This is a genomic window from Mesorhizobium sp. BR1-1-4, from assembly GCF_020165375.1.
GTDB lineage: Bacteria > Pseudomonadota > Alphaproteobacteria > Rhizobiales > Rhizobiaceae > Mesorhizobium > Mesorhizobium australicum.
This window is the reverse complement of record NZ_JAIUIB010000004.1, coordinates 16702-41367: the sequence shown is the minus strand read 5'-3', so window position 1 is coordinate 41367 and position 24666 is coordinate 16702. Positions and strand designations below refer to the sequence as shown.

General features: G+C 63.0%; 24 protein-coding genes and 1 pseudogene. 14 read left to right on the top strand and 11 right to left on the bottom strand.

Annotation, left to right across the window (positions count from 1 at the left end; all coding sequences use genetic code 11):
* Positions 1-17 precede the first annotated feature (17 nt).
* Entirely contained in the window at positions 18-536 is a 519-nt protein-coding gene (locus LB571_RS09305; RefSeq protein ID WP_015318492.1) for a DUF995 domain-containing protein, read from the top strand.
* A gap of 143 nt (positions 537-679) precedes the next feature.
* Here the strand turns inward: LB571_RS09305 and LB571_RS09300 are convergent, their stop codons facing one another.
* Together LB571_RS09300 and LB571_RS09295 are read right to left on the bottom strand one after the other, a co-directional pair.
* Positions 680-1129, bottom strand: coding sequence for a DNA polymerase III subunit chi (locus tag LB571_RS09300; RefSeq protein ID WP_224593941.1), 450 nt, complete (start codon positions 1127-1129; stop codon positions 680-682).
* Between the two features lie 9 nt (positions 1130-1138).
* A complete protein-coding gene (locus LB571_RS09295; protein WP_224584643.1) occupies positions 1139-2674 on the bottom strand; it encodes a leucyl aminopeptidase in 1536 nt (511 codons plus the stop codon).
* Between the two features lie 364 nt (positions 2675-3038).
* On the opposite strand from LB571_RS09295, the gene lptF reads away from it, so the two are divergent.
* The 6 genes from lptF to rsmA all read left to right on the top strand — a co-directional run bounded on the left by lptF (position 3039) and on the right by rsmA (position 10645).
* Positions 3039-4241 (top strand): LPS export ABC transporter permease LptF, encoded by a 1203-nt coding sequence (gene lptF / locus LB571_RS09290; protein WP_015318495.1) that lies wholly within the window; start codon positions 3039-3041, stop codon positions 4239-4241.
* Positions 4238-5323, top strand: coding sequence for an LPS export ABC transporter permease LptG (lptG, locus tag LB571_RS09285; protein ID WP_224594600.1), 1086 nt, complete (start codon positions 4238-4240; stop codon positions 5321-5323). Before lptF ends, lptG begins: the two co-directional genes overlap by 4 nt.
* The gene (locus LB571_RS09280) at positions 5323-7761 is read left to right on the top strand and encodes an LPS-assembly protein LptD (RefSeq protein WP_224593939.1); all 2439 of its coding nucleotides are present in this window, start codon (positions 5323-5325) and stop codon (positions 7759-7761) included. The genes lptG and LB571_RS09280 overlap by 1 nt, the downstream gene beginning before the upstream one ends.
* Positions 7762-7849: 88 nt before the next feature.
* Entirely contained in the window at positions 7850-8782 is a 933-nt protein-coding gene (locus tag LB571_RS09275; RefSeq protein WP_181171225.1) for a peptidylprolyl isomerase, read from the top strand.
* Positions 8783-8795: 13 nt separating this feature from the next.
* Complete coding sequence (gene pdxA / locus LB571_RS09270) at positions 8796-9812, top strand: 4-hydroxythreonine-4-phosphate dehydrogenase PdxA (protein ID WP_181171227.1); 1017 nt, start codon at positions 8796-8798, stop codon at positions 9810-9812.
* A complete protein-coding gene (gene rsmA / locus LB571_RS09265) occupies positions 9809-10645 on the top strand; it encodes a 16S rRNA (adenine(1518)-N(6)/adenine(1519)-N(6))-dimethyltransferase RsmA (RefSeq protein ID WP_140726363.1) in 837 nt (278 codons plus the stop codon). Before pdxA ends, rsmA begins: the two co-directional genes overlap by 4 nt.
* Positions 10646-10694: 49 nt before the next feature.
* Here rsmA and gmk read toward each other — a convergent pair whose 3' ends face one another.
* From gmk to fabD, 8 genes and pseudogenes are all read right to left on the bottom strand, one after another.
* The gene (gmk, locus tag LB571_RS09260; RefSeq protein ID WP_224594599.1) at positions 10695-11351 is read right to left on the bottom strand and encodes a guanylate kinase; all 657 of its coding nucleotides are present in this window, start codon (positions 11349-11351) and stop codon (positions 10695-10697) included.
* A gap of 21 nt (positions 11352-11372) precedes the next feature.
* Complete coding sequence (locus LB571_RS09255) at positions 11373-12263, bottom strand: YicC/YloC family endoribonuclease (protein ID WP_224593936.1); 891 nt, start codon at positions 12261-12263, stop codon at positions 11373-11375.
* A 160-nt stretch (positions 12264-12423) separates the two neighbouring features.
* Complete coding sequence (mltG, locus tag LB571_RS09250; RefSeq protein WP_224593933.1) at positions 12424-13719, bottom strand: endolytic transglycosylase MltG; 1296 nt, start codon at positions 13717-13719, stop codon at positions 12424-12426.
* Between the two features lie 102 nt (positions 13720-13821).
* Entirely contained in the window at positions 13822-15084 is a 1263-nt protein-coding gene (fabF, locus tag LB571_RS09245; protein WP_023773396.1) for a beta-ketoacyl-ACP synthase II, read from the bottom strand.
* Between the two features lie 33 nt (positions 15085-15117).
* Complete coding sequence (locus LB571_RS09240) at positions 15118-15354, bottom strand: acyl carrier protein (protein WP_006203723.1); 237 nt, start codon at positions 15352-15354, stop codon at positions 15118-15120.
* A 212-nt stretch (positions 15355-15566) separates the two neighbouring features.
* Complete coding sequence (gene fabG, locus LB571_RS09235) at positions 15567-16304, bottom strand: 3-oxoacyl-[acyl-carrier-protein] reductase (protein ID WP_224584638.1); 738 nt, start codon at positions 16302-16304, stop codon at positions 15567-15569.
* 34 nt (positions 16305-16338) lie between these two features.
* Positions 16339-16458, bottom strand: a pseudogene (locus LB571_RS09230) (type II toxin-antitoxin system RelE family toxin); the annotation flags it as partial.
* A gap of 22 nt (positions 16459-16480) precedes the next feature.
* Complete coding sequence (gene fabD, locus LB571_RS09225; protein WP_224593931.1) at positions 16481-17431, bottom strand: ACP S-malonyltransferase; 951 nt, start codon at positions 17429-17431, stop codon at positions 16481-16483.
* A 243-nt stretch (positions 17432-17674) separates the two neighbouring features.
* On the opposite strand from fabD, the gene LB571_RS09220 reads away from it, so the two are divergent.
* Complete coding sequence (locus LB571_RS09220) at positions 17675-19636, top strand: LTA synthase family protein (protein WP_224593930.1); 1962 nt, start codon at positions 17675-17677, stop codon at positions 19634-19636.
* 52 nt (positions 19637-19688) lie between these two features.
* Here the strand turns inward: LB571_RS09220 and LB571_RS09215 are convergent, their stop codons facing one another.
* On the bottom strand, positions 19689-19835 hold the full coding sequence (locus tag LB571_RS09215; protein ID WP_181171408.1) for a hypothetical protein: 147 nt from the start codon (positions 19833-19835) through the stop codon (positions 19689-19691).
* 378 nt (positions 19836-20213) lie between these two features.
* On the opposite strand from LB571_RS09215, the gene rpsF reads away from it, so the two are divergent.
* The 6 genes from rpsF to LB571_RS09185 all read left to right on the top strand — a co-directional run bounded on the left by rpsF (position 20214) and on the right by LB571_RS09185 (position 24601).
* Positions 20214-20702, top strand: coding sequence for a 30S ribosomal protein S6 (rpsF, locus tag LB571_RS09210; RefSeq protein WP_015318508.1), 489 nt, complete (start codon positions 20214-20216; stop codon positions 20700-20702).
* Positions 20702-20950 (top strand): 30S ribosomal protein S18, encoded by a 249-nt coding sequence (gene rpsR / locus LB571_RS09205; RefSeq protein ID WP_006203718.1) that lies wholly within the window; start codon positions 20702-20704, stop codon positions 20948-20950. Before rpsF ends, rpsR begins: the two co-directional genes overlap by 1 nt.
* Positions 20951-21163: 213 nt before the next feature.
* Complete coding sequence (gene rplI / locus LB571_RS09200) at positions 21164-21748, top strand: 50S ribosomal protein L9 (RefSeq protein WP_015318509.1); 585 nt, start codon at positions 21164-21166, stop codon at positions 21746-21748.
* Positions 21749-21925: 177 nt separating this feature from the next.
* Positions 21926-23218, top strand: coding sequence for an SAM-dependent methyltransferase (locus tag LB571_RS09195; protein ID WP_140717947.1), 1293 nt, complete (start codon positions 21926-21928; stop codon positions 23216-23218).
* Positions 23219-23308: 90 nt separating this feature from the next.
* Positions 23309-23632, top strand: coding sequence for a YnfA family protein (locus LB571_RS09190; protein WP_224593926.1), 324 nt, complete (start codon positions 23309-23311; stop codon positions 23630-23632).
* A gap of 3 nt (positions 23633-23635) precedes the next feature.
* Positions 23636-24601 carry a small ribosomal subunit Rsm22 family protein gene (locus tag LB571_RS09185; RefSeq protein ID WP_224593923.1) on the top strand — a complete coding sequence of 322 codons (966 nt, stop codon included), beginning with the start codon at positions 23636-23638 and terminating at the stop codon, positions 24599-24601.
* Positions 24602-24666: the final 65 nt, after the last annotated feature.

Below are 24666 nucleotides of genomic sequence, written 5' to 3'. Positions count from 1 at the left end.
GTCCGTGGAGTAGTTCCGTGAAACGAGTGCTGGGTAATTGTCTTGGAGCGGCATTCGCCTGCTCCGTTCTTGTTCTTGCCTTACAGGTCCCCGCGACAGCCAAGACAGCGGCCAAAATCGCCGAGCAGGCGCAAAAGGGCGCCGTGGTGCCCGACGAAGGCGTCTACCAGATCTATCAGAACCGTTCGTGGATGTGGGGCAATCACGGGGCCGCGTTCTTTGCCGTCAGGCAGCGGCAATTTAACGCCTGGTCGACGGAAAAGGGCCAGCCGGGCTATGGCGACGGGATATGGTTCATCCCCGGCGGCGGCAAGTTGTGCTACCGCGCGCAATGGCACGGCTCCTGGGGCGTGAAGGGCTCAATGACCTGCTTCGAGCATCGCCAGACCGGCAAGGCGATCTACAAGCGCAAGTCGCCTGATGGCGAGTGGTACGTTTTCAGGAGTTCGCATCGGAACCGGTCGGACGAGTCCGCGAAATTGAAATACGGCGACTACGTCACCAGGAAACAGACGCGGATTAAGGCAAGGCTTTAGAACCGTCATCCGCGAAAGCCGCCGGGCTGGAGTTGTTCATCGTTCCAGGCGAACGTCGAACTGCTCTTCGTTCTAGCGCAATTCGCCAGGCAAGGCGCTGCGCGCTTTTCCCGGGATAGGTCCACACTTTCCGTGGAATTGCTCTACGCCTTGCGCTCCCAGCGGCGGTCCGCGGCTTGCTGCCAGTAGGTCACGGCGTGGCCGGCGTCCTTCATCGTCTTCCAATGCGCCCGGGCCATCTCGACCTGGGCCGTGTCATGGCCGTCGAACAGGAACACCGCACGCTCATAGCCGCCGAGGTCGGGCGGAGCCGCGCCGTCTACGAGGAACCTGATCTTGGCTTGGTTGGGATTGCCCTCGCCGGTGGTCAACAGGATTGGCTGTTCACCGGGATAAGCTTCGCGATCGGTCGCGTGCGCCAGGAAAGAATCGTCGCGGAAAGTCCACAGATGCTGGTCGAGCGCGTCGCGCCGCTCCTCGGTGCCGGTCTGCACCACGGCGCGCCAGCCGCGATCGACGCTGCGCTCGAGCAGGCCCGGCAGCGCATCCTCCAGCGTCGATTCGGTCAGGTGGTAGAACAGCACATCGGCCATGGACGAACGTCAGCTCTCGTAGTGATCACGCACCAGCCGGTCCAGCAGCCGAACGCCGAAACCCGAACCCCAGGACTGGTTGATCTCGTTCAACGGCGAGCCCATCGCGGTCCCGGCAATATCGAGATGCGCCCAGGGCGTGTCCTTGACGAAGCGCTGCAGGAACTGCGCGGCAATGATCGCGCCGCCGTAGCGGCCGCCGATGTTCTTCATGTCGGCGTTCTTGGAATCGATCAGCTTGTCGTATTCAGCGCCGAGCGGCATGCGCCACAGCCGTTCCTGCGTTGACTGTCCGGCCGCGGTCAGCCTTTGCGCCAGTTCGTCGTCGTTGGAGAACAGGCCGGCATAATGCAGGCCGAGCGCAACCATGATGGCGCCGGTCAGCGTTGCCAGGTTGACCATGAATTTCGGCTGGAAGCGGTCGTTGCAGTACCACAGCGCGTCGGCCAGAACGAGGCGCCCCTCCGCGTCGGTGTTGAGCACCTCGATGGTCTGTCCGGACATGGAGGTGACGATGTCGCCGGGGCGCTGGGCATGACCGTCGACCGCGTTTTCGACAAGACCGATGATGCCGACGACATTGGCCTTGGCTTTGCGCGCGGCAAGCGCATGCATCAACCCGGTCACGGCGGCGGCCCCGCCCATGTCGCCCTTCATGTCCTCCATGCCCGAGGCCGGCTTGATCGAATTGCCGCCGGTGTCGAATGTGACACCCTTGCCGACGAAGGCGACGGGCCTGTCCTTCGGCTTGCCGCCGTTCCACTGCATGACCGCCATGCGGGCGCCCCGGGGCGAGCCTTGCGCGACGCCGAGCAGCGAGCCCATGCCGAGCTTCTTCATCTCCTTCTCGGTCAGGATCTCGACGTTGACGCCGAGTGCCTCGAGTTCCTTGGCGCGGGCGGCGAACTCGACAGGTCCCAGCACGTTTGCCGGTTCGTTGACGAGATCGCGTGCCAGAAGCACACCGTCGATCACCGCCTCGGCATCGGCGAAAGCTTTCTTGGCGCCTGCGGGGTCGGCGGTATGGATGGTCACCTTGACCGGCTTTTTCGGATCGGGCTTACCGTTCCCTTGGCCGCCCCCTTGGCCGTCGTCCTTATCCTTCCTGGTCTTGTACTTGTCGAAGGAATAGCTGCGCAAAAGAATGCCCGCCGCGAGGTTCGCGGCGTCCTTGCCATCGGGCGAAGCGCCGGCCAGGTCGAGCACCACGGCCACGTCGGTTGCCTTGCGCAGCGATGCCGCAATGGTGCCGCCGAGCTTCAGCCAGGCATATTCGTCGAGCCCCGCGACCTTGCCGGCGCCGATCGCGACCAACCTGTCGAGCGACGTCGTTTCCGGCGCCAGGATTTCGACGATGCCGGCGAGCTTGCCGGTAAACTCGGCGATCGGGAAAGCCCGATCCAGCGTCTTGCCCGGATCGTAAGCCCTGGCCGCATCGCTCAGGCCGCCATTATCCGCCGACAGCACGAAGACCGTGCCCTTCCTGCTCGCCGCCGCCTGGGGCGCGGCGAATTTCGCAAAGGCGATCGACGGTCTCGGGTTCATCATGTCCTGCTTTCGGGGATTGGGCGACTTTGCGCGAAGCGGTTTGAAGTGATCCGCGACATTTGGTCGTTTTCCGGCATTTGGCAAGACTTTGCCAAAATGGCTACCCATATGAGACGTGGAATCGAAGGCGATTCGTCGCGGCACGGCCCCGCTTCATGCCGCAACCTGTTGTTAACCATCGATGTTCGTCCTTTCTTATCCATTGCCGCCGACACTCCGATCCGCTGCGGCACGCGACGTGGGACGGGAACCAGATCGCCTGCCTGATGCAGCCCAACGGAGCCAGTTGTGCGGGCGTCGCCGGACAGCTACCCTTAGCGTGGTGGCATGATGCCGTTCGAGAAAATCGAGTAAAGCCTTCATGAAGGTCATTGAACGCTACATCATGCGGCGCACTTTCGTTGTCTTCATCGCAGCGCTGGTCTGGACGCTGGCCATCGTGTGGACGACGCAGGTGCTGGCCAAGATCAATCTGGTCACGGACAGCGGCCAGTCGGCCTTGACCTTCTTCGAGGTCGCGTCTCTCATTCTCCCTTCTATCGTTCCGATCGTCGTGCCTTTCGCGCTCGTGGTGGCGGTCGCGCAGACACTCAGCGTGATGAATTCGGATTCGGAACTCGCGGTGGTCAATGCATCGGGTGCCTCGCGCTGGACCATCGTGCGGCCGATCATGCTGCTGGCGCTGGCCGCCAGCGTCTTTTCATTCGCCGTGGACAACGGCATCGACCCCTATGCACGACAGAAGAACCGCGCCCTGGTGGCGGAGTCGCGCGCCGACCTTTTGTCGCTGATCATTCAGGAAGGCACCTTCCGCAAGATCGAGGAAGGACTGTTCCTGCAGATTGGCGAGCGGCTTCCCGACAACCGGTTGGGTGGCATCTTCGTCGCCGATTCCCGTGAGGAAGGCGTCAATCTCGTCTATTATGCCAAGACCGGCAGCATCATCGAGCGGGGCGGCGAAAAGGTGCTGATGATGAATGACGGCGTCATCCATCGCAAGACGCTGACAGGCGACCTCAGTGTTATCCGGTTCACGTCCTATGCCTTCGACATGTCGGCCTTCATGTCGGCGGCCAACCAGGTGACGCTCCTGCCAAAAGACCAGACCACCCAGTACCTGCTCAATCCAAGCCCCAACGACAAGAACTACCAGCAAAGTCCGCAGGAGTACCGGGCGGAGATCGACCAGCGGTTTTCGGAATGGACATACTCCATGGTTTTCGCACTGATCGCGCTCGCGGTCGCGGGAGACGCGCGTTCGCATCGCGAGGCGCGCGTCAATCCGCTGATCACCGCCATCGCGATATCGCTGTTCGTACGCTGGCTGGGGTTCTTCGCCGCAAGCAAGGCCGACGAGGTCCCGCAATATTCCTATGTGGTGTATGGCATACCGATCGCGGCTTCCGCGGTGGCGATCTGGTTCATCGTGTCGAACCGGACCATGGAACTGCCGGTTGCCTGGGCGGACTGGATGACAAACCTGGCCAGCCGCATCGGTGACGGGTGGAATGCCCTCAAGTCTCGTTTGTCCAGGCGCGACACCTCGGGCCAGGGAGTCGGCTGATGGGCTGGACGCTGGGCCGTTACTTCTTCTTCCGTTACGTGGCGATCACGATCTGGTTCTTCATCGGCCTTCTGGCGCTGGTGTTCCTGATCGATTTCACGGAATTGTCGGGCCGCACCACTGGCCTGCCGGGCTTCACCTATGGGACGGCGATGGCCATTTCAGGCCTTCGAATGCCCATGATCATGCTGCAGACGGTGCCGTTTGTCGGCTTGTTCTCGGCGATGGCGACGCTGGTTTCGCTCAACCGGCGTTACGAACTCGTCATCGCGCGGTCCGCGGGTGTCTCCGCCTGGCAGTTCCTTTTGCCGTGCTGCATCGGCGCATTGCTGTTCGGCGTCGTGTCGGTCGGGATCATCAACCCGCTTGCCGCCCACGCTTTCTCCTTGTCCGAACAGATCGAGACCGAGCTGCGCTCCGGCAAGTCCAATACCGTTTCAGCAGATGCCGCGCCCTGGATTCGCCAGAAAACCAGTTCCGGCGACACGATCATCGGCGCGCGGGCTATCCTCGACCAGGGCCTGGAGATGGCCGACGCCGTGTTTTTCATCCTCGACCAGCAAGGCAACATCGTCGAGCGCAAGGACGCGGCACGGGCCTACCTGCGCGACGGCTATTGGGAATTGCAGGGTGTGAAGACCTTCAGGAACGGCACCATCCAGCCCGTCGCGAGCGATCGTGTGCCGACCAATCTGAAGCCGGAATTCGTGCAGGAGCGGCTGGCGCGCCCGGAGACAATTCCCTTCTATGACCTGCCCGGAAAAATCGAGGTTGCCCGTTCCTTCGGCCTCAAGGCAAATGCCTTTGCCATGCAGTTTGATTCGCTGGTGGCGTTGCCGTTCCTGCTCGTCGCCATGACGCTGATTGCTGCAACAGTTTCAATGCGATTTGCGAGGATGGGACAATCGGCAACGATGATTCTGGGTGGCGTCGTTGCCGGGTTTCTGCTTTATGTCGTTTCGGTGCTGGTGAAGGCGTTCGGCGTGGCGGGGTTCGTGCCGACTGCCATAGCCGCCTGGGTGCCGGTCGTGGTAGCTATGTTCTTCGGGGTGACTTTCCTGCTATACAAGGAAGACGGCTAGTGAGGGAGGCGTTTTTGCCCAGCGACAGGCAGGCCCATTTGGCGCGCCTTTATGCGGCGAGCGCCTTGGCGTGCCTGCTTGCCTGCGGCGTCCCGCTGCCGGCCTTCGCGCAGGAGGTCGGCAACTTGGCGACCACCGTTCCATCCGGTTCGCAGATGCTGCTGGCCGCCGACACGCTGGAATACAACAACGACAACCAGACCGTGACCGCCGTCGGCGGCGTGCAGATCGACTACGGCGGCAACCGCCTCGTCGCCCAGAAGGTCGTCTACAACCGCAACACCAAGCGGATGGTTGCCAGCGGCAATGTCGAGATCGTCAACAGCGACGGCACCAAGATCAATTCACAACACATCGACATTACCGACGATTTCGCCGACGGCTTCGTCAACGCGCTGCGCGTTGAAACGGTCGACAAGGCCTATTTCGCCGCCGAAAGCGCCGAACGCATGGGCGGCGTGCTGACCACCTTCCACAATGGTGTCTACACCGCCTGCGAACCGTGCGAGGACAAGCCCGACAAGGCGCCGACATGGCGCGTCAAAGCCAGGAAGATCATCTGGAACGGTGAGAAGAAGACGGTTCGCTTCGAGAACGCGAATTTCGAGTTCTTCGGCTTTCCGCTGGCTTACCTGCCGGCGTTCGAGATCGCCGATCCCACCGTGAAGCGCAAGAGCGGCTTCCTGATCCCCAGCATCGGCTACAACAGCCATCTGGGGTATAGCGTCAAGGTTCCCTATTATTTCGCCCTTTCGCCGACATATGATCTGACGGTGACCGGAAGCGGTTACACCAAGCAGGGCTTCCTCGGCGAAGCCGAATGGCGCCAGCGCTTCAACAATGGCGAATACACATTTAAGGTCGCCGGGATCCAGCAGCAGAATCCGGACGCCTTCCTCGACAGCGCCGCGTTCCCCTCGACCGCTGGCCACAATATCGATTCCGGCGCGGTGGGCGATCCGAACAAGTTCCGCGGCATGATGGGCACGCAAGGGCAGTTCGCCATCAACGAACGCTGGAATTTCGGCTGGGACGTGTTGCTGCAGACCGACAAGAACTTCTCGAATAGCTACAACATCGCCAAGTACAATTCATACGTCCACCAGTCGTCGGTCTATTTGACCGGCCTCAACGACCGTAATTATTTCGACGTGCGCGCCATGCATTTCGAGGTCCAGGAAGATACGCCCAACGACAATGTCGCCGCGCGGAGCGGCCAGCAGCCCTGGGTGCTGCCCTCGCTCGACTATGCCTATATCCCCGACACGTCGGTCGCCGGCGGCCAGTTGTCCCTCAACGTCAACACGCGCGTCATCCGCCGCGAAGATCTCGACGAGACCTACTTTACCCCGTACGTGCCCGGCTCGGGTACGCAACGCGTGCGCGGCATCGAAGGCGAGTCCAGCCGCCTCACCGCCGAGGCCGAGTGGAAACGGAGCTTTGTCACCGACGACGGGCTGGTGCTGACACCGTTGCTGGCGCTGCAAGGCGACGTCGACTATGTCAGAGCGTCGTCGGCCTCGCTCACCGCGATCAACCAGATGGCGACGAATTTGGGCCAGCAGGACGACATGCGCTCGTCCTTTGCCCGCTACATGGCGACTGCCGGGCTCGAGATGAGCTGGCCGCTGTTGTTCTCGCTGGCCAGCGGCTCGAGCCACGTTGTCGAGCCGATGGCACAGGTGTTCCTGCGTCCGAACGAACAGTATGTCGGCGGCCTCTCCATTCCGAACGAAGACGCGCAGAGCATGGTTTTCGATGCGACCACGCTGTTCGAGCGCGACAAGTTCTCCGGTTATGACCGTATCGAGGGCGGCTCGCGTGCCAATGTCGGGCTGCGCTATTCCGGCTCCTACATCAATGGCTGGGGCACCAATGCCATCTTCGGCCAATCCTATCAAATTGGCGGCGAGAACTCCTTCGCGGCACCCGATCTGGTCAATGTCGGCGCAAATTCAGGCCTTGAGACCACCAAGTCCGACTATGTCGGCCTGTTTGGCATAACCAGCCCCAATGGATTCGCGGCTTCGGTCAGCGGCCGGTTCGACGAACAGAGCTTCGAGATCCGCCGCGCCGAGCTGAAAGCTGCCTACTCCGGCCTGCCGGTATCGTTGAGCGCCAAGTATGCCTTCATCCAGGCGCAGCCGCTCTACGGTTTCACCACCGACCGTCACGAGGTCACGCTCGGCGCATCCACGCATCTTGCCGAGAACTGGCGCGTGTTCGGGACAGGAACCTACGATTTGCAGGAGGGCCTGCTGGTCAAGGACGGGGTGGGCTTCGCCTACAACGATTCCTGCTTCACCTATCTGATGACGTACGCACAGTCGCGTGACCTGAACACCAGGGAAGTGACGCAAAGCATCGGATTCAACCTCTCGTTCCGCACCCTCGGCGACTTCGGCTCGTCGAGCAACGGAGTCGACACCATCCAATAGGCGGCGACATCGTTTCGCCGCATAGGGCTGGCACGGATTCGCGCATCCGGAAGGGGACGGAACTGGCGGAGCCGGGAATAGAATTGGGATGCCAAGGATGAGGAAATACCTCTTTTCAGCAGGGTTCGCGTTGCTTGTGGCGGCGACATCCGTGTCAATGACCGTCATGACGCCGCCGGCTTTCGCCAGCGAGATCAAATACGTCGTCAACGACATACCGATCACCACCGGTGATATCGCCCATCGTGCCGCCTTCCTGAAGCTGCAGCGCAAAAAGGGGGATGCTGGCCAGGAAATGATCGACCAGACGCTCCGGCTCGCCGAGGCCAGGCGGCTTGGCATCCGCATCAGCGATGCACAGGTCGAGGCCGCCTATCAGCGCTTTGCCACCAACAACAAGATGCAGCGCGGCCAGCTCGACGGCGTCATGGAAAAATCCGGCGTCGGCAAGGACCATTTCAAGGAGTTCATCCGCGCCCAGATGGCCTGGAACCAGGCCTTGAGCGCGCGCTACCGTTCCGGCGAAGGCGGCAGCGTGACCGAACAGGACGCGGTGCGACGCATGCTCGACAAGGGCGGCGCCAAGCCGAGCGCCATGGAATACATGCTGCAGCAGGTCATCTTCGTCGTGCCGGCGGCCGAACGCAGCGCGACGCTGGCCAAGCGCAAGCGCGAGGCCGACGCCATGCGCGCTCGCTTCAACGGCTGCAACACGACGCGCGAGTTCGCCAAGGGCCTGATCGACGTCACGGTTCGTGATCTCGGCCGGGTTCTGGCGCCGCAACTGCCGCCAGACTGGGCCGAGCAGATCAAAGCGACCAAGGTCGGCGGCGCCACCGTTACGCGCGAGACCGAACGCGGCGTCGAATTCATCGGCATCTGCTCGTCGCGCGAAGTGTCCGACGACAAGACCGCCCAGATGGTGTTCCAGAGCGAAGGCTCCAACGACAAGGCCGCCGACGATCTCAGCAAGAAATATGTCGACGAACTGAAGGCCAAAGCCCGCATCGTCAAGCGCTGACGTGAGTAGCGCGATGACCGCGCTGGCGTTGAGTGTCGGCGACCCATCCGGTATCGGCCCTGAAATAGCCATCGCCGCCTTCCTTGCGCGTGACGCTGTCGGCTTGCCCCCGTTCTATCTGCTGGCCGACCCGGCTGTGGTCACCGCGCGCGCGCGCCGCCTTGGCGTTTTGCTGCCCGTCGAGGAGGTGACGCCGGTGCAGGCGATCGAGGTCTTTGGCCACGCCTTGCCGATCGTTCCGCTGACGGCGCGCTTCATCGACAGCCCCGGCCGGCCAGACCCGGCCAATGCGGCCGGCACCGTCGAAGCGATCGACCGTGCGGTCGCCGCCTGCCTTGCCGGTGAGGCCGCCGCAGTCGTGACCTGCCCGATTGCCAAGAAGCCGCTCTATGATGCGGGCTTCCTTTTTCCCGGCCACACCGAATATCTGGCGCATCTCGCGGCTCGGCACAGCGGCGTCGAGGCGATGCCGGTAATGATGCTAGCAGGCCCCGACCTGCGCACGGTTCCCATCACCATCCACATCGCCCTGGCCGAGGTGCCGAAAGTCCTGAGCACCGAATTGATCGTCGCGACCGCGCGCATCACTGCGGCCGACCTTGCCAGCCGCTTCGGCATCGCCAGGCCGCGGCTCGCCATTGCCGGCCTCAATCCGCATGCCGGCGAAGGCGGCTCCATGGGCACGGAAGACGAGCACATCGTGCGCCCGGCGGTCGACATCCTGCGCGCCGAAGGCATCGATGCTTTCGGCCCCCTGCCCGCCGACACGCTGTTCCATGCCCGGGCGCGGGCGGGCTACGACGTGGCGCTTTGCATGTATCACGATCAGGCCTTGATCCCGGCCAAGGCGCTGGCCTTCGACGAGGCGGTCAACGTCACGCTGGGCCTGCCCTTCATCCGCACCTCGCCCGACCATGGCACCGCCTTCGACATCGCCGGCAAGGGCATTGCGCGGCCCGACAGCCTGATCGCGGCGCTGAAGCTCGCCAGAAAACTCGCCGACACCGACGCAAGGGCGGCGGCCGCATGAGCATCGATGGGCTGCCGCCGCTGCGCGACGTCATCGAGCGTCATGGACTGCAGGCGAAAAAGGCGCTTGGGCAGAACTTCCTGCTCGACCTCAATTTGACAGGCAAGATCGCGCGCAGCGCCGGCGACCTGACAAATGCCACGGTGATCGAGGTCGGGCCCGGGCCCGGAGGGCTGACGCGAGCGCTGCTTTCCAATGGCGCCCGCCGGGTCGTCGCCATAGAGCGCGACGAACGCTGCCTGGCAGCGCTTGCCGAAGTCTCGGCTCATTACCCCGGCCGGCTGGAGGTGATTTCGGGCGACGCGCTGAAGACCGACTTCGCCGCCCTCGCCGCGGCGGCTGGAGATAGTAGGCAGGTGCGGATCGTGGCCAATCTGCCCTACAACATCGGCACGGAACTGCTGGTCCGATGGCTGACGGTCACGGACTGGCCGCCCTTTTACGCCTCGATGACATTGATGTTCCAGCGCGAGGTCGCCCAGCGTATCGTCGCAGCGCCCGACAGCGACGCCTATGGCAGGCTGGGTGTGCTCGCTGGCTGGCGCACGCAGGCCAGGATCGCCTTCGACGTGCCGCCTCAGGCCTTCACGCCACCGCCCAAGGTCACCTCTTCGGTGGTGCATCTCGAGCCCCGCGCGACACCCCTGCCCGCCGATGTGAAGAAACTCGCTCGGGTCACGGAAGCCGCCTTCGGCCAACGCCGAAAAATGCTACGGCAGAGCGTGAAAAGCCTCGGCGGCGAGGCCTTGCTCGAACGAGTGGGGATCGACCCGACACGACGCGCCGAAACGCTTAGCGTCGAGGAGTTCGTGCGGCTGACCAATGCGGTGTAGCTCTCTTCTCGCCGCTCACGCAGGGCTATCCGGGAGAAGGAAAAAGCGGTCAATCCGTCTTCTCGTCCAGCAAGCCCGACACGAAATCGAAAAGACCTGGCCGGCGGTCGCGGCGCAGCCGCTCTGCCACGACGATGCCGCGCACTTCGGCGAAAGCACGGTCTAGATCGTCGTTGACGATGACGAAGTCATATTCCTTCCAGTGCTCGATCTCGTTGCGGGCGTTCTTCAGCCGCGTCTCGATCACCGCTTCCTGATCCTCAGCGCGGCGCTTCAGCCGCGCCTTCAATTCCTTCATCGACGGAGGCAGAATGAAGATCGAGACGATGTCGGCGCGCATCTTCTCCTTGAGCTGCTGGGCGCCCTGCCAGTCGATGTCGAACAGCATGTCGCGTCCCTGCGCCAGCGCCAATTCGGCAGGTTCGCGCGGCGTCGCATAGCAATTGCCATGCACCTCGGCCCATTCGAACAGCGCGTCGGAATCACGCAGCCGCTCGAATTCGCGCATCGTGCGGAAATGGTAGTGAACGCCCTCGATTTCCGAGCCGCGGCGAGGCCTTGTGGTGACCGAGACTGACAGTTCGAGGCTGGAATCGCTCTCAAGAAGATTGCGCGCGATCGTCGACTTGCCGGCACCCGATGGTGACGACAGGACGAGCATCAACCCCCGGCGGCGGATGCGGGACCCCAAATCCCTGGCAACCATCGGTTCCTTGGCAACCATCGGCTACTCCAGATTCTGGACCTGTTCACGAAACTGGTCGACGACCGCCTTCAGTTCCAGTCCGATCGCGGTGACGGCGGCGGCATTCGACTTCGAACACAGCGTATTCGATTCGCGGTTAAATTCCTGTGCCAGAAAATCGAGCTTGCGGCCAACGGCGCCGCCGCCCTCGAGCAAGGCCCGGCCAGATGCGACATGCGTTTTCAGCCGGTCGATCTCCTCGCGAATATCGGCCTTGGTGGCAAGAAACGCCGCCTCCATGTGCAATCGGCTTGCATCCAGATTGGCGGATGCATCCATCAACAGCCTGACCTGCTCGGCGATGCGTTCGCGGATCACCGCCGTATCGCGCGACGGATCCGCTTCCGCGCGCAGGGTCAGTGTCTCGATGACGTCGATATGACCGGACAAAAGCAGGGCCAATGCGGCACCTTCGCCCTGCCGGGCCTGTTCCAGGCCGTTCAGCGCCACGTCGAGCGCGGCCATGATGGCGGTGTCGAGCGCGGCCCGCGCCTCGTCGGTTTCGATGGTTTCGGGAACGTCGAGCACACCACGCAGCGACAGCAAACCGTCAGCCGTTGCGGGCGCGACGCCGAACTGTTCCTGCAATCGCTTGGCCAGGCCGGCAAGATCTTTCAAAAACACCTCGTTGACCACAGGTTGCGCCTGCGCGCCGGCGGCACGGCCGATGGTCAGCGTCGCCTGGAAGTTGCCGCGCGCGAAACGCTTCTGCAGCGTTTGCCGAAGCACAGGCTCCAACCGCTCGAACCCCTGAGGCAGCCGCAACCGCACCTCGACGCTCTTGCCGTTGACGGATTTGACTTCCCAGGCAATGGAGGTGCCGTCATGCTCGGCGACGGTGCGCGCAAAACCGGTCATGCTCTGCAAATTCATGTCGCCTGCACATCCCTGGCGCCTCACCCCGAAACCGGTTTTCCGGAGGGACGAGTGCGGCTTAACTTAAAATGACCATTCCGCGAATACGTCGAAATTGGACGCCTGGCGTTCCTTCAAATGTCAGGCCGCCGCCTTCCAGGCAACGCTTTTCTTCGCCTTACTGGGCCGCGCCCGCATCACCGCCAGCATCGCCATTGTCGCCATCGGTGCCACTGTCAATGGCAGGCTTGTCGTCAGCTGGCTTCTCGTCAGCTGGCTTGTCGTCAGCAGGCTTGTCGGCACTGCCGCTGGCACCGGCGGCAGCAGCGGCCTTGGCTGCCTCATCGGCCTGCTTCTTCTGCAGCGCGCGATAGCGGGCGACGTTTTCATTATGCTCGTTCAGCGTGGAGGCAAAGACGTGACCGCCCGTGCCGTCGGCGACGAAATAGAGATCGTCGGTCTTCGACGGGTTGGCCACGGCCTCGAGGGCCGCGCGGCCTGGATTGGCGATGGGCGTCGGCGGCAAGCCGCTGATCACATAGGTGTTGTAAGGCGTCTGCTTCTGGATGTCGGACTGATAGATCGGGCGATCCGCCGGCTTGCCCTTGCCGCCAAACAGACCGTAGATGATGGTCGGATCGGACTGCAGGCGCATGCCCTTGGCCAACCGGTTCAGGAAGACGGCGGCCACGCGCGAGCGTTCGTCGCCCTTGCCGGTTTCCTTCTCGACGATCGAGGCCAGGGTGACAAAGTCCTCGACGCTGGCCAGGGGCAGATCCGGCGCGCGCCGCTGCCACACCTCATCGACCAGTTTCTTCTGATCGGCGAGCAGCTTGTCGACCATCTGCTGACGCGTTGCGCCACGCGTGAAGCGCAGCGTGTCGGTGGCAAGGCTGCCTTCAGGGGGTGTCTTCGCCGGCATATCGCCGCTCAAAGCCGGTTCGTCGGCGATGCGCTGCAAGGCCTGCTCGACCGTCAGCCCCTCGGGAATAGTCAGCGAATACATCACCGACTTGCCGCTCTTCAGCAGTTCCATGATGTCGCGCATGGATGCCCTGGGCTTGATCTCGTACTCACCGGCCTTGAGCGCGGAATCGTTGCCGAACGCACGCACCCCCAGCCGGAATACGCGGGCGTCGCTGATCAATCCGCGGCGCTCGAGCTGGTCGGCAATGTCCTGGACGCCGGTGCTGGGCTTGACGAGGAAAGTGTCGCCATTGGCGGATGGGCCGGGTTCGGTAAACTCCTGCTTGCCGAAATAGAGGGCTACGCCCGCCGCCAGAACGATCAGCATCACCGCCGAGATGACGAAGTTCATGAACACGACGACCTGGCTGCGCGAAGCACGCGAGCGTTTCGGCGGCGGTGTTCCGGCTTCCGGCCGCAAGGCTTCGCTGGCCGTCTTCGGCACGATCGGCCCGGTGTTCGCCGGCCTTTGCCCGAATTCTCCGTTGCCCGACGGATTAGTGTTCATGTCGCCCTACCGTTCGATCTCTCAACGAATCCCCTGCGGCAGAGTAGGGGCGAATATGGCAAAATTGACGACACGCCAAAGCATTGCCCGGTAACCGGACCGTCAGCCATTATACCGCTGGAAGACGAGCGAGGCGTTGGTGCCACCGAAGCCGAAGGAATTGGACAGTGCCACGTCGATCTGGCGGGCGCGTGGCTTGTTCGGCACCAGGTCGATCGCCGTTTCGCGTTCTGGATTGTCGAGGTTGATGGTCGCCGGTGCGATATTGTCGCGGATGGCGAGGATCGAAAAGATCGCTTCGGCCGCGCCTGCCGCTCCCAGCAAATGGCCGATCGACGACTTGGTCGACGACATCGAAATCTTCGACGCCGCATCGCCGACCAGCCGTTCGACGGCGCCGAGTTCGATCGTATCGGCCATGGTCGAGGTGCCGTGCGCATTGATGTAGTCGACATCGGCCGGCGTAAGCTTTGCCCGGTTCAACGCCGCCGTCATGCAACGGAAAGCACCGTCGCCATCTTCAGCCGGTGCGGTGATGTGGTAGGCGTCGCCGGTCAGGCCGTAGCCGGTCACCTCGGCATAGATCTTGGCGCCGCGCGCCTTGGCATGCTCAAGCTCCTCCAGCACGAGGACGCCGGCGCCCTCGCCCATGACGAAGCCGTCACGGTCGCGGTCGTAGGGCCGCGAGGCCGTTTGCGGGGTATCGTTGCGCTCGGTCGACAGCGCCCGGCATGCGGCGAAGCCGGCGAGCGACAGCCGGGTCACCGGCGATTCGGCGCCGCCAGCCAGCATGATGTCGGCATCGCCGAAGATGATCAGCCGGGCGGCGTCGCCAATGGCGTGCGCGCCGGTCGAGCAAGCGGTGACGACAGCGTGGTTGGGGCCTTTCAACCCGTGCCGGATCGAAACCTGGCCCGACACGAGATTGATGATGTTTCCGGGAATGAAGAACGGGCTGATGCGACGCGGGCCGCGTTCCTTGAGGATGATCGCGTTCTCGGCGATGCCCTCAAGACCGCCGATACCGGAGCCGATCAGCACACCGGTGGCGCAACGCTCCTCCTCGGTTGAAGGCTGCCAGCCGGAATCCTTCAGCGCTTCATCGGCGGCCGCGATCCCGTACAGGATGAAGTCGCCGATCTTGCGAAGTTCCTTCGGCTCAAGAATGGCTTCGGGATTGAGCGTGCCGTTGGAGCCGTCGCCGCGCGGAATGACGTGGGCGATCTTGCAGGCAAGATCGTCCACCTCGAACTCGGTGACGCGCTTAGCAGCGCTGCGGCCGGTCAGCAGTTCCTTCCAGCCGTGCTCGAAGCCCATACCGAACGGCGAAACCAGGCCAAGGCCCGTGACGACGACACGCCTCATCGCAGGTCCTCCCGGTGACGACTGCGAAAAGCGTCAGGCCGAAGCCTTGTCGATGTACTTCACCGCATCGCCGACCGTCAGGATGGTCTCGGCCGCGTCATCGGGGATCTCGACGCCGAATTCTTCTTCAAACGCCATGACGAGTTCAACCGTGTCGAGGCTGTCAGCGCCCAGATCATCGATGAAGCTCGCCTGCTCCGTCACTTTGTCGGCATCGACGCCAAGGTGCTCGATGACGATCTTCTTGACGCGCTCTGCGGTGTCACTCATTTGGGGCATCCTCGTCTATTGTTTGTCTGTCTTCGTTAGCGGGCGGAATGCCGCTAATCAAGCTGAAAGATGGTCCTGCCGGAAACGCAACGGCCACGGACCGGTTTTTGCCCGAACCGCCGGGTTGCGGGCCGCATTACACGAAAAATAGCCGAGGTCCAAGCCGAAATGGTGGGTTTTCACAGCCCGTCCGCGTTGCTGTCGGGCCTCGCTCAGATCATCGCCATACCGCCATTCACATGTATGGTCTGCCCGGTTACGTAGGCGGCCTCGTTCGAAGCCAGATAAGCAACGGCGGACGCCACTTCGGCACTGGTGCCCATGCGCTTGGTGGGGATCGCCGCCATGATCGCCTCTTTCTGCTTGTCATTGAGCTTGTCGGTCATCGCCGATTCGATGAAGCCCGGCGCGACGCAGTTGACGGTGATGTTGCGGGTGGCGATCTCCTGCGCCAGCGATTTGGACAAACCGATCATGCCGGCCTTGGAGGCGCAGTAATTCGCCTGGCCGGGATTGCCGGTCACCCCGACCACCGAAGTGATGTTGATGATGCGGCCATGGCGGCGGCGCATCATCGGGTGAGTGAGTTCACGGGTCAGCCGGAAAACGGCGGTGAGATTGACCTCCATCACCGTATCCCAGTCGGCGTCCGACATGCGCACGAACAGGCCGTCCTTGGTGATGCCGGCATTGTTGACCAGGATGTCGACGCCTTCGAGATCGGCCTCCGCCTTCTGGCCGAGTGCCTTGACCTCGTCACGGTTCGACAGGTTGGCCGGGAACAGCTTGACCCGGTCGCCCAATTCGGAGGCCAGCGTCTCCAATTTATCAACGCGCGTGCCGTGCAGGCCGACGGTCGCGCCTTGCGCATGCAACACCCTGGCGATCGCCTCGCCGATGCCCCCCGATGCGCCGGTGACAAGCGCCTTGCGGCCGGTCAGTTCGAACATCTCTTGTCCTCTTCTCAAATCGTACGGACGGTTGTCAATAAACATCACCCCGATGGCCAATCGTTACCACCAGAATGACCAGACGCTTGTCCTTTACATCGCAGATTACGCGGTAATCCCCAATCCGATATCTCCAAAAACTCGTCAAAGAAGATGTCGGCGGCGAAGAATTCAAGTCACAGCACAGCCACAGCCGCCTCGACCTCGGCTGCGGAACCCACGGAGGCGGTGGCGATGTCGCGGTTGATGCGACGAGCCAGTCCTGAAAGCACCTTGCCGGCACCGATCTCGTAAAGCGTGGTGACGCCGTTGGCGCCGAACCACTCCACCGTTTCGCGCCAGCGGACGCGACCGGTCACCTGCTCGACCAGCCGCCCGGCGATCCCGTCGGGATCGGTCGACGGCTGCACCGATACGTTGGACACCACGGGAACGATTGGCGCGGTCTTTGTCACGCCGGCAAGTGCCTCGCGCATGACATTGGCGGCCGGCGTCATCAGCGCGGAATGGAAGGGCGCCGAAACCTGCAGCATCAGCGCCCGTTTGGCGCCTTTTTCGGTGCACAGTTTCGCTGCCAGTTCAACCGCCGCCTTCGCCCCTGATATGACCAGTTGGCCGCCGCCATTGTCGTTCGCCACCTGGCAGACGGCCCCCTTGCCGGCCCCAAGGGCGGCCTCAGCACAGGCGGCTTCGACATCGGCCTGCTCCAACCCGATGATCGCCGCCATGGCGCCCTCGCCGGCCGGCACCGCCGCCTGCATGGCGTTGCCGCGGATGCGCAGCAGGCGGGCGGCATCGGCAACGGAAACGAAGCCGGCGGCGGCGAGTGCCGAATATTCGCCCAGCGAATGGCCGGCGACATAAGCGACCTTGTCCTTCAGCGAGAAGCCGCGCGATTCCAGCGCGCTGATGGCGGCAAGCGACACCGCCATCAGCGCCGGCTGCGCGTTGGCCGTCAGCGTCAGCGTCTCTTCGGGACCTTCCCAGATCAGCTTCGACAGGTTTTCGCCGAGCGCGTCATCGACTTCCTGGAAAATCCTGCGTGCCTCGGGAAAGGCATCGGCAAGATCCTTGCCCATGCCGACAGCCTGGCTACCCTGTCCCGGAAAGGTGAATGCAACGGCCATGCGAGGGCTCCCCTGACTGGTTTTGCTTGCCTGATACTACGAATTTTCCCTGCCTGTGACGCAAGGCAGGCCGCCAAGTCAAGCCACTTCAGCCCATGCCAATGGGCCTATCCCCGCGCGAGTGCCTGTTCCGAAAGGCTTTTTGGCGATCACACCTGATGAAAACCGCTCACGAATCGTTCGCTGGCTCTTCTTATTTCCGCCACAGGCGCTAGCTTTGCGTGACAATTATATGACAATCGAATGACGTGGGTTGTCTTTGGGCGGGAAGTTGAAGTGGCAAAGAGTTTCAAACGTGCCGGCAACGCGGCGCCGCAGTTCCTGGAAGACGATCCGTCCACCGGCTATCTGCCGGGCCGTAGATGGCCTGTTGTCCGCTACGGGCTGATCAGCCTGGCGATCTCGGCCGTCTTGGTGTTCGCCATCGAACTGATCGTGCGCGGCGATGTCGCCGGCACCGTTTTCTTCTTCCTGCAGCCGTTCAAGCCGGGCTGGACAACTATCGTCGTCTTCGCGCTGGTCCTGATCGGTCTCGACGCGGTGCTCGGCCGCAGCCATCAGAGCCTGATGATCGTCGCGCCGCTGACCTTGTCGCTGGCCTTTGTCGGCCACCAGAAGTCGCATTATCTCGGCGATCCGCTCTACCCGACGGATTTCCTCTACGCCCGCCAGATCTTCGCCCTGCTGCCGCTCTTGGTGCGCGAGCGGCCAATGACAGCGCTGGCCATGGTCGCGGGCATCGTCGCCGGCCTGTCCCTGCTCGTCTACGGCTGGCGGCTATGGCGCCGCAAGGTTCCGGCCCTCAGCCGCAAAGGCCGCCTTGCCCGGCTGACGCTGGCGGTGCCGCTGCTCGCCTTCTTCGTCTCGATCATGGATTACGCCACCTTCTCGTGGACCAGGGACCGGCTGCAGATCATCCCGATCATGTGGGACCAGAAGGAAAACTACGCCTCCAACGGCTTCGCGCTCGCCTTCGCGCTCAACGTGCCGATGGCGCATGTCTCGGCACCGCCGGGCTATTCCGACAAGGCGATCGCGGCGATCGAGCGGCCCGAGGTGACCGCCTCGGTGCCGGCCCAGAAGCCGGACATCATCATCGTCATGAGCGAATCCTTCTGGGATCCAACCAAGCTGCCCGGAGTCACCATCACTCCCGATCCGATGCCCAATGTGCGGGCGCTCCGCTCGGGCTCGATGTTCTCGCCCGAATTCGGCGGCATGACCGCCAACATCGAGTTCGAAGCGCTGACCGGCTTTTCCAATGCTTTCCTGCCGGCCGGCAGCATCCCCTACCAGCAATATGTCCGGACCCCGACGCCGTCGATGGCGACCTTCCTGAAGAGCGAAGGCTATAGGGCACGCGCCATCCATCCAGGCACGAACTGGTTCTGGAACCGCGGCGCGGTCTATGCCGATTTCGGTTTCAACGACTTCAAATCGGAAGAGACGCTGCCGCCCATGGAAAAGCGCGGACCGCTGGCATCCGACGCGGCGATGACCGACGAGATTATTCGCGAAGCGGACGCCAGCGAGGACCCGGTGTTCTTCTTCGCCGTCAGTCTGCAGAACCACGGCCCCTATGAACCGAACCGTTATTCGAATCCGACCCATTCGGTGCAAGCGCCGATCAGCCAGTGGGCGCGCGACTCGCTGCTCTCCTACGCCGAAGGTTCAGCCGACGCGGACCGCGGCCTTGAACGGCTGATCGAATGGGCCAAGAGGCGCGAGCGGCCCACGATTGTCGCCTTTTTCGGTGACCACCTGCCGCCGCTCGGACCGGTCTATGTCGAGACCGGCTTCCTGAAGGACAACGTCGCGCCGCGCAAGGAACCGACGCCGGAAGCCGCCCTCGAACATCACGCGACACCGCTGATCATCTGGTCGAACCGCTCCGGCCCGGTCGAGAATCTGGGCACGGTCAGCCCCGCGTTCCTGCCCTATCATATCCTCACCGCCGCCGGCATCACCCACCCTTACTACACCGGTTTCCTGGGCGAGATGCGGGAGCGCTATCGCGTCGTCGACCGCAACCTGCTGCTCACGCCGGCCGGGGCGGCCACGCCAGACTGGTCGCGTCAGAAAGAGATTGACCCGGCGATCCGCGACTTCCGGCTGATCCAGTACGACATGATGTTCGGCAAGCGCCATGCCGCGCCCGACTTCTTCCCCGAAACGGTCGACAAGATCGTCGCCCATACGAGTTGAGCCGATCGGCGGGCGCTTAATTTCCCCTGCCGCCCGCCTTCGGAGCAGCCGCTCAGTTCGTCAATTGCAGCTTCGAAAATTTGTTGGCGATCTGCAGAAACACGTTCGGCAGCTTGGCCGGATCATTGATGGCATAATAGTCGCTGGGATTCGAGGCGGAGGCGCTGTAATGGGTGCGGTTGGCGACCGTTGACGGCATGGCTCAACCCTGTGCGACCTGACATTGCGGTTAAGGGCCGGTTGCCGGGAAAATCGCCGGCCTTGCCGGGCGCTGCCACGTGGGTTCCTGCGGCCTGCGACATCAGGGATGCCGCTTGGCCTTGCTTTATCAGCGGATTGCTTTATAGACGCCGCCAATCTGCCGGTCCCAGCTGGGGGCTGAACGGAGGGCCGGAGGTTTTTTCGAGAACCTTCGTGTGAAGCCAGAAGCGTTTCCGCCTCCCGTGTCTCCGCTCTCGACCGTCTCGTCATGCTCCTTTCTTCCCCGCGCCTTTCGAGGCACATGCGGGTCAGAGAAGTTGCAGAGGCTTTTGCCGCCGGGAACCGGGAGAGAAACGAAGAAAGGCACCAAGACATAATGGCTCTTTACGAACATGTGTTTCTTGCCCGGCAGGACCTCTCGCAGCAGCAGGTCGATGCGCTTGTCGAACAGTACAAGGGCGTCATCTCAGCGAATGGCGGGTCTGTCGGCCGGGTCGAGAACTGGGGACTGAAGTCCCTCACCTACCGGGTCAACAAGAACCGGAAGGCATACTACACGCTGATGGACCTCACCTGCCCGCCGGCAGCGCTCAACGAGATGGAGCGCCAGATGGGTCTGTCCGAGGACGTGCTGCGCTTCCTGACCATCAAGGTCGAGGCGCATGAGGAAGGCCCTTCGGCCATGATGCAGAAGCGCGAAGAGCGCTCCGAGCGCGGTGGCTTTGGCGATCGCGACCGTGGCGATCGGCCGGCCCGCAGCTTCGGCGACCGCGGCGATCGTGGCCCGCGTTCGTTCGGCGATCGCGAAGGCGGCGACCGTGGTCCGCGCCGTCCGCGCGAAGGTTTTGAAGGGGGTGCAGAATAATGGTCGACATCAACCAGATCCCGACCCGGCGCCCTTTCCATCGCCGCCGCAAGACCTGCCCGTTCTCCGGCGCCAACGCCCCGAAGATCGACTACAAGGACGTGCGTCTCTTGCAGCGCTACATTTCCGAGCGCGGCAAGATCGTGCCGTCGCGCATCACCGCCGTCAGCCAGAAGAAGCAGCGCGAGCTCGCCAAGGCGATCAAGCGCGCCCGTTTCCTCGGCCTGCTGCCCTACGTGGTTCGCTAATTCTTCCGAACGGGCGGTTCGCCGCCCGTTCCTGTCACCGGCCATGACGGGCATGACCGGTTAGCGTCAAATCCCGAGTTGAGGTCAAAACCTCTAACTGCCGCGACAGGCAGGACAGCGACACCGGCGGCAACGCCCTTTTGCTTCCTGACCTGTTCCAAAGAATTCGGCGTCGGCCTTGTGGACGGACGCCCAACCAAAAGGAACATAATCATGGACGTCATCCTTCTCGAACGCGTCTCCCGCCTCGGCCAGATGGGCGATACCGTCAAGGTCAAGGACGGTTTTGCCCGCAACTTCCTGCTGCCGCAGGGCAAGGCGTTGCGCGCCAACGAAGCCAATAAGAAGAAGTTCGAAGGCCAGCGCGCCCAGCTCGAAGCCCGCAACCTCGAGCGCAAGTCGGAAGCCGCAGAGGTTGCCGAAAAGCTGGACGGCAAGAGCTTCATCGCCGTTCGCTCGGCCGGTGAGACCGGTCAGCTCTACGGTTCGGTGTCGACGCGCGATATCGCCGACCTGCTGACCGCGGAAGGCTTCACGGTCAACCGCAACCAGATCCAGCTCAACCAGCCAATCAAGACCATCGGCGTCACCAATGTGGCAATCGCGCTGCATCCGGAAGTCGAAGTCACCATCACGCTCAACATCGCCCGCACGGCTGACGAAGCCGAGCGCCAGGCCAAGGGCGAGACGCTGACCACCGCCGAAGCCATTTATGGCGACGACATCAACGACAATGCGCGGCCGGAAAACTTCTTCGATCCGAATGCCGAGTTCGAAGGCGGCGAAGAAAACGCCTGATCACATACGCTCCGAGCGCCGGACCGGCGCTCCGATCGTGCTGTCGATTTCCAGTCATTTCTGGACCAATGCCCGGGCCTCTCGCCCGGGCATTTTTGTGCCAAAAGGAACTTTTCGAAACCCTATATATTGATGCAGAGTAGGACAGCCTGTCTGACCGTGAGGGGACACCGGACCATGAATATTCTGTTGAAGCGCGTTCTCGACCGCCTGGTGCGCACGGGCAGCCTCAAGGTAACCGGGCCGAAGGGCACGACGTTCATCTTCGGCGACGGCAGCGGCGAGCCGGTGCACATGCACATCAAGACCAGGCATGCCGAGCGCGCCATCACCTTCGATCCGATGCTGGCGGTGCCTGAATCCTACATGGACGGCGAGCTGGACATTCTCGAAGGCGGCGTGCTCGGACTGATGCGCATTGCCTTCCAGAACATGGGCAGCGGCGGCATCGACGCGACATGGTCGAAAGCCATAGAGGGCCTGCGCCACGCCTTCCGTCGCCTGCAGCAGATCAACACCGCCGCGCGCTCGCGCCGCAACGTGCAGCGCCACTACGATCTGTCGGGCGAGCTTTACCGGCTCTTCCTCGATGAGGACATGCAGTATTCCTGTGCCTATTTCGAGCAGCCGGACATGACGCTCGACGAGGCGCAGGCCGCCAAGAAACGTCATATCGCCGCCAAGCTCAGGCTGAAGGCCGGCCAGACGGTGCTCGACATCGGCTCCGGCTGGGGCGGGCTCGGCCTCTATCTGGCCAAGGCCTTCGATGTCGACGTGCAGGGCGTGACGCTGTCGACGGAACAGCATGGCGTCGCCACCGACCGGGCCCATGCGCAAGGGCTGGAAAACCACGTCCATTTCGAACTGAAGGATTATCGCGAGCTCAACGAACGCTTCGACCGCATTGTCTCGGTCGGCATGTTCGAGCATGTCGGGGTCAACCATTACCGCACCTTCTTCGACAAGGCGGCAACATTGCTGAAGCCTGATGGCGTCATGCTTTTGCACACGATCGGCCGCTCCGGCGTGCCGTGGGCGACCAGCGCCTTCATCCGCAAGTATATTTTCCCGGGCGGCTACATCCCGGCGATGTCCGAGGTGCTGCCGGCGATCGAGAAGTCCGGCCTCGTGGTCACTGACGTCGAGATCCTGCGGCTCCATTATGCCGACACGCTGAAGCATTGGGGCCTGCGCTTCGCCGCCAACCGCGACAAGGCAAAGGCGATCTATGACGAACGCTTCTGCCGCATGTGGGAGTTCTATCTGGCTGCCTCGGAAGCTGCCTTCCGTTGGCAGGACTTGGTGATTTTCCAGTTCCAGATCACCAAGAAGAACGACACGCTGCCGATGACGCGCGACTATATGGCCAAATGCGAGAAGGCGCTGGAGTTGCGCGACATGGGCCGCCGCGAGGCGGCTCCTGTCGAGAAGTCCGCCAAGCCCGCCCGCCGACGCAAGGTGGCGGAATAGGAACAGCGCTGACAGGACGCATTATTGGCGCTTGCCATTATAGGCTCCTGCCCCGAAAAAGGCCTCGTGATCGTCGCGAGGCCTTTTTTCATGACTTATCTCCTCTACACAGCCGCGGCGCTTGCCGAGATCGCCGGCTGCTTTTCGGTGTGGGCGTGGTGGCGGCTGGAGAAGTCGCCGCTCTGGCTGCTGCCTGGCTTTGCCTCTCTGGTTGTGTTCGCCTGGCTTCTGGCGTTGGTCGACACCAATGCAGCCGGCCGCGCCTATGCCGCTTATGGCGGTATCTACATCGCTGCCTCGCTCGGCTGGTTGTGGCTGGCCGATGGCGTGCGGCCCGATCGCTGGGACCTTGCCGGCGCGGCGTTCTGCATGGCCGGCGCCTCGATTATCCTGCTTGCACCGAGAGGGGCATAGGCCATGGAGCTGCCGGCCGCTCTTCGACAGGCTGTCGATCGCCTTTTGGAAAAGGTGCCGCTGCCGGACCTGAAGCAGGCGGCAAAAACCCTGTCCGACCGCTACCGCGCCGAATTGCGAGACGGTCGCCTGCATATGGCGCAGGACATGGCGGTCAAGGCCTATCTGGCGACGCGCATGCCGGCGACCTACGCCGCGATCCGCGCCAGCCTCGATGCGCTCGCCGAAGCCCGGCCGGATTTCGCACCCGCGACGTTGCTCGACGTCGGCGCCGGTCCCGGCACCGTGCTTTGGGCCACTAGTGATCTCTGGCCTGAACTGGAACTGGCCACGCTGCTTGAGGCGAGTGCCGCGGTGCGCAAGGTCGGTGAGACGCTTGCCGCCGATGCGATCACGGCCCGGACCGTCTGGCGGGCCGGTGATGTCACGACCGACATTGCCGACCTGCAGTCCGCCGACCTCGTCACATGCGCCTATGTGCTGGACGAGATCGCGCCGGCGGCCCTGCCCAAAATGGTCGACCGGCTTTGGCAACTCACCAAGGACACACTGTTGATCGTCGAGCCGGGCACGCCGGCGGGCTGGCTGCGCATTCTAGCTGTACGCGCACAATTGATCGCGGCCGGCGCGCATGTGCTGGCGCCCTGTCCGCACGAGGCGCCCTGCCCGCTCAACCCGCCGGACTGGTGCCACTTTTCCCGCCGCGTAGCCCGCTCGCGCCTGCACCGCCTGGCCAAAGAGGCGGAAGTACCGTGGGAAGATGAGAAATTCATCTATGTCGCCGCTTCGCGCCAGCCGGCTGCCTTCCACGCCGCGCGGATCGTCGCGCCGCCGAAATCCGGTTCCGGCAAGGTCGTGCTCAAGCTTTGCGAGGCAAATGGCGGCGCCGGCGAAAGGCTCTTCACCAAGCGCGACGGTGACGCGTTCAAGGTGGCGCGGCGGGCGGATTGGGGCGATGCACTGGCATGAGGATGAAAGAGACACGACAGCCTCGCAATCCGGTGTCGCCAGCGCTCACTTTCCTGTTTTGTTCT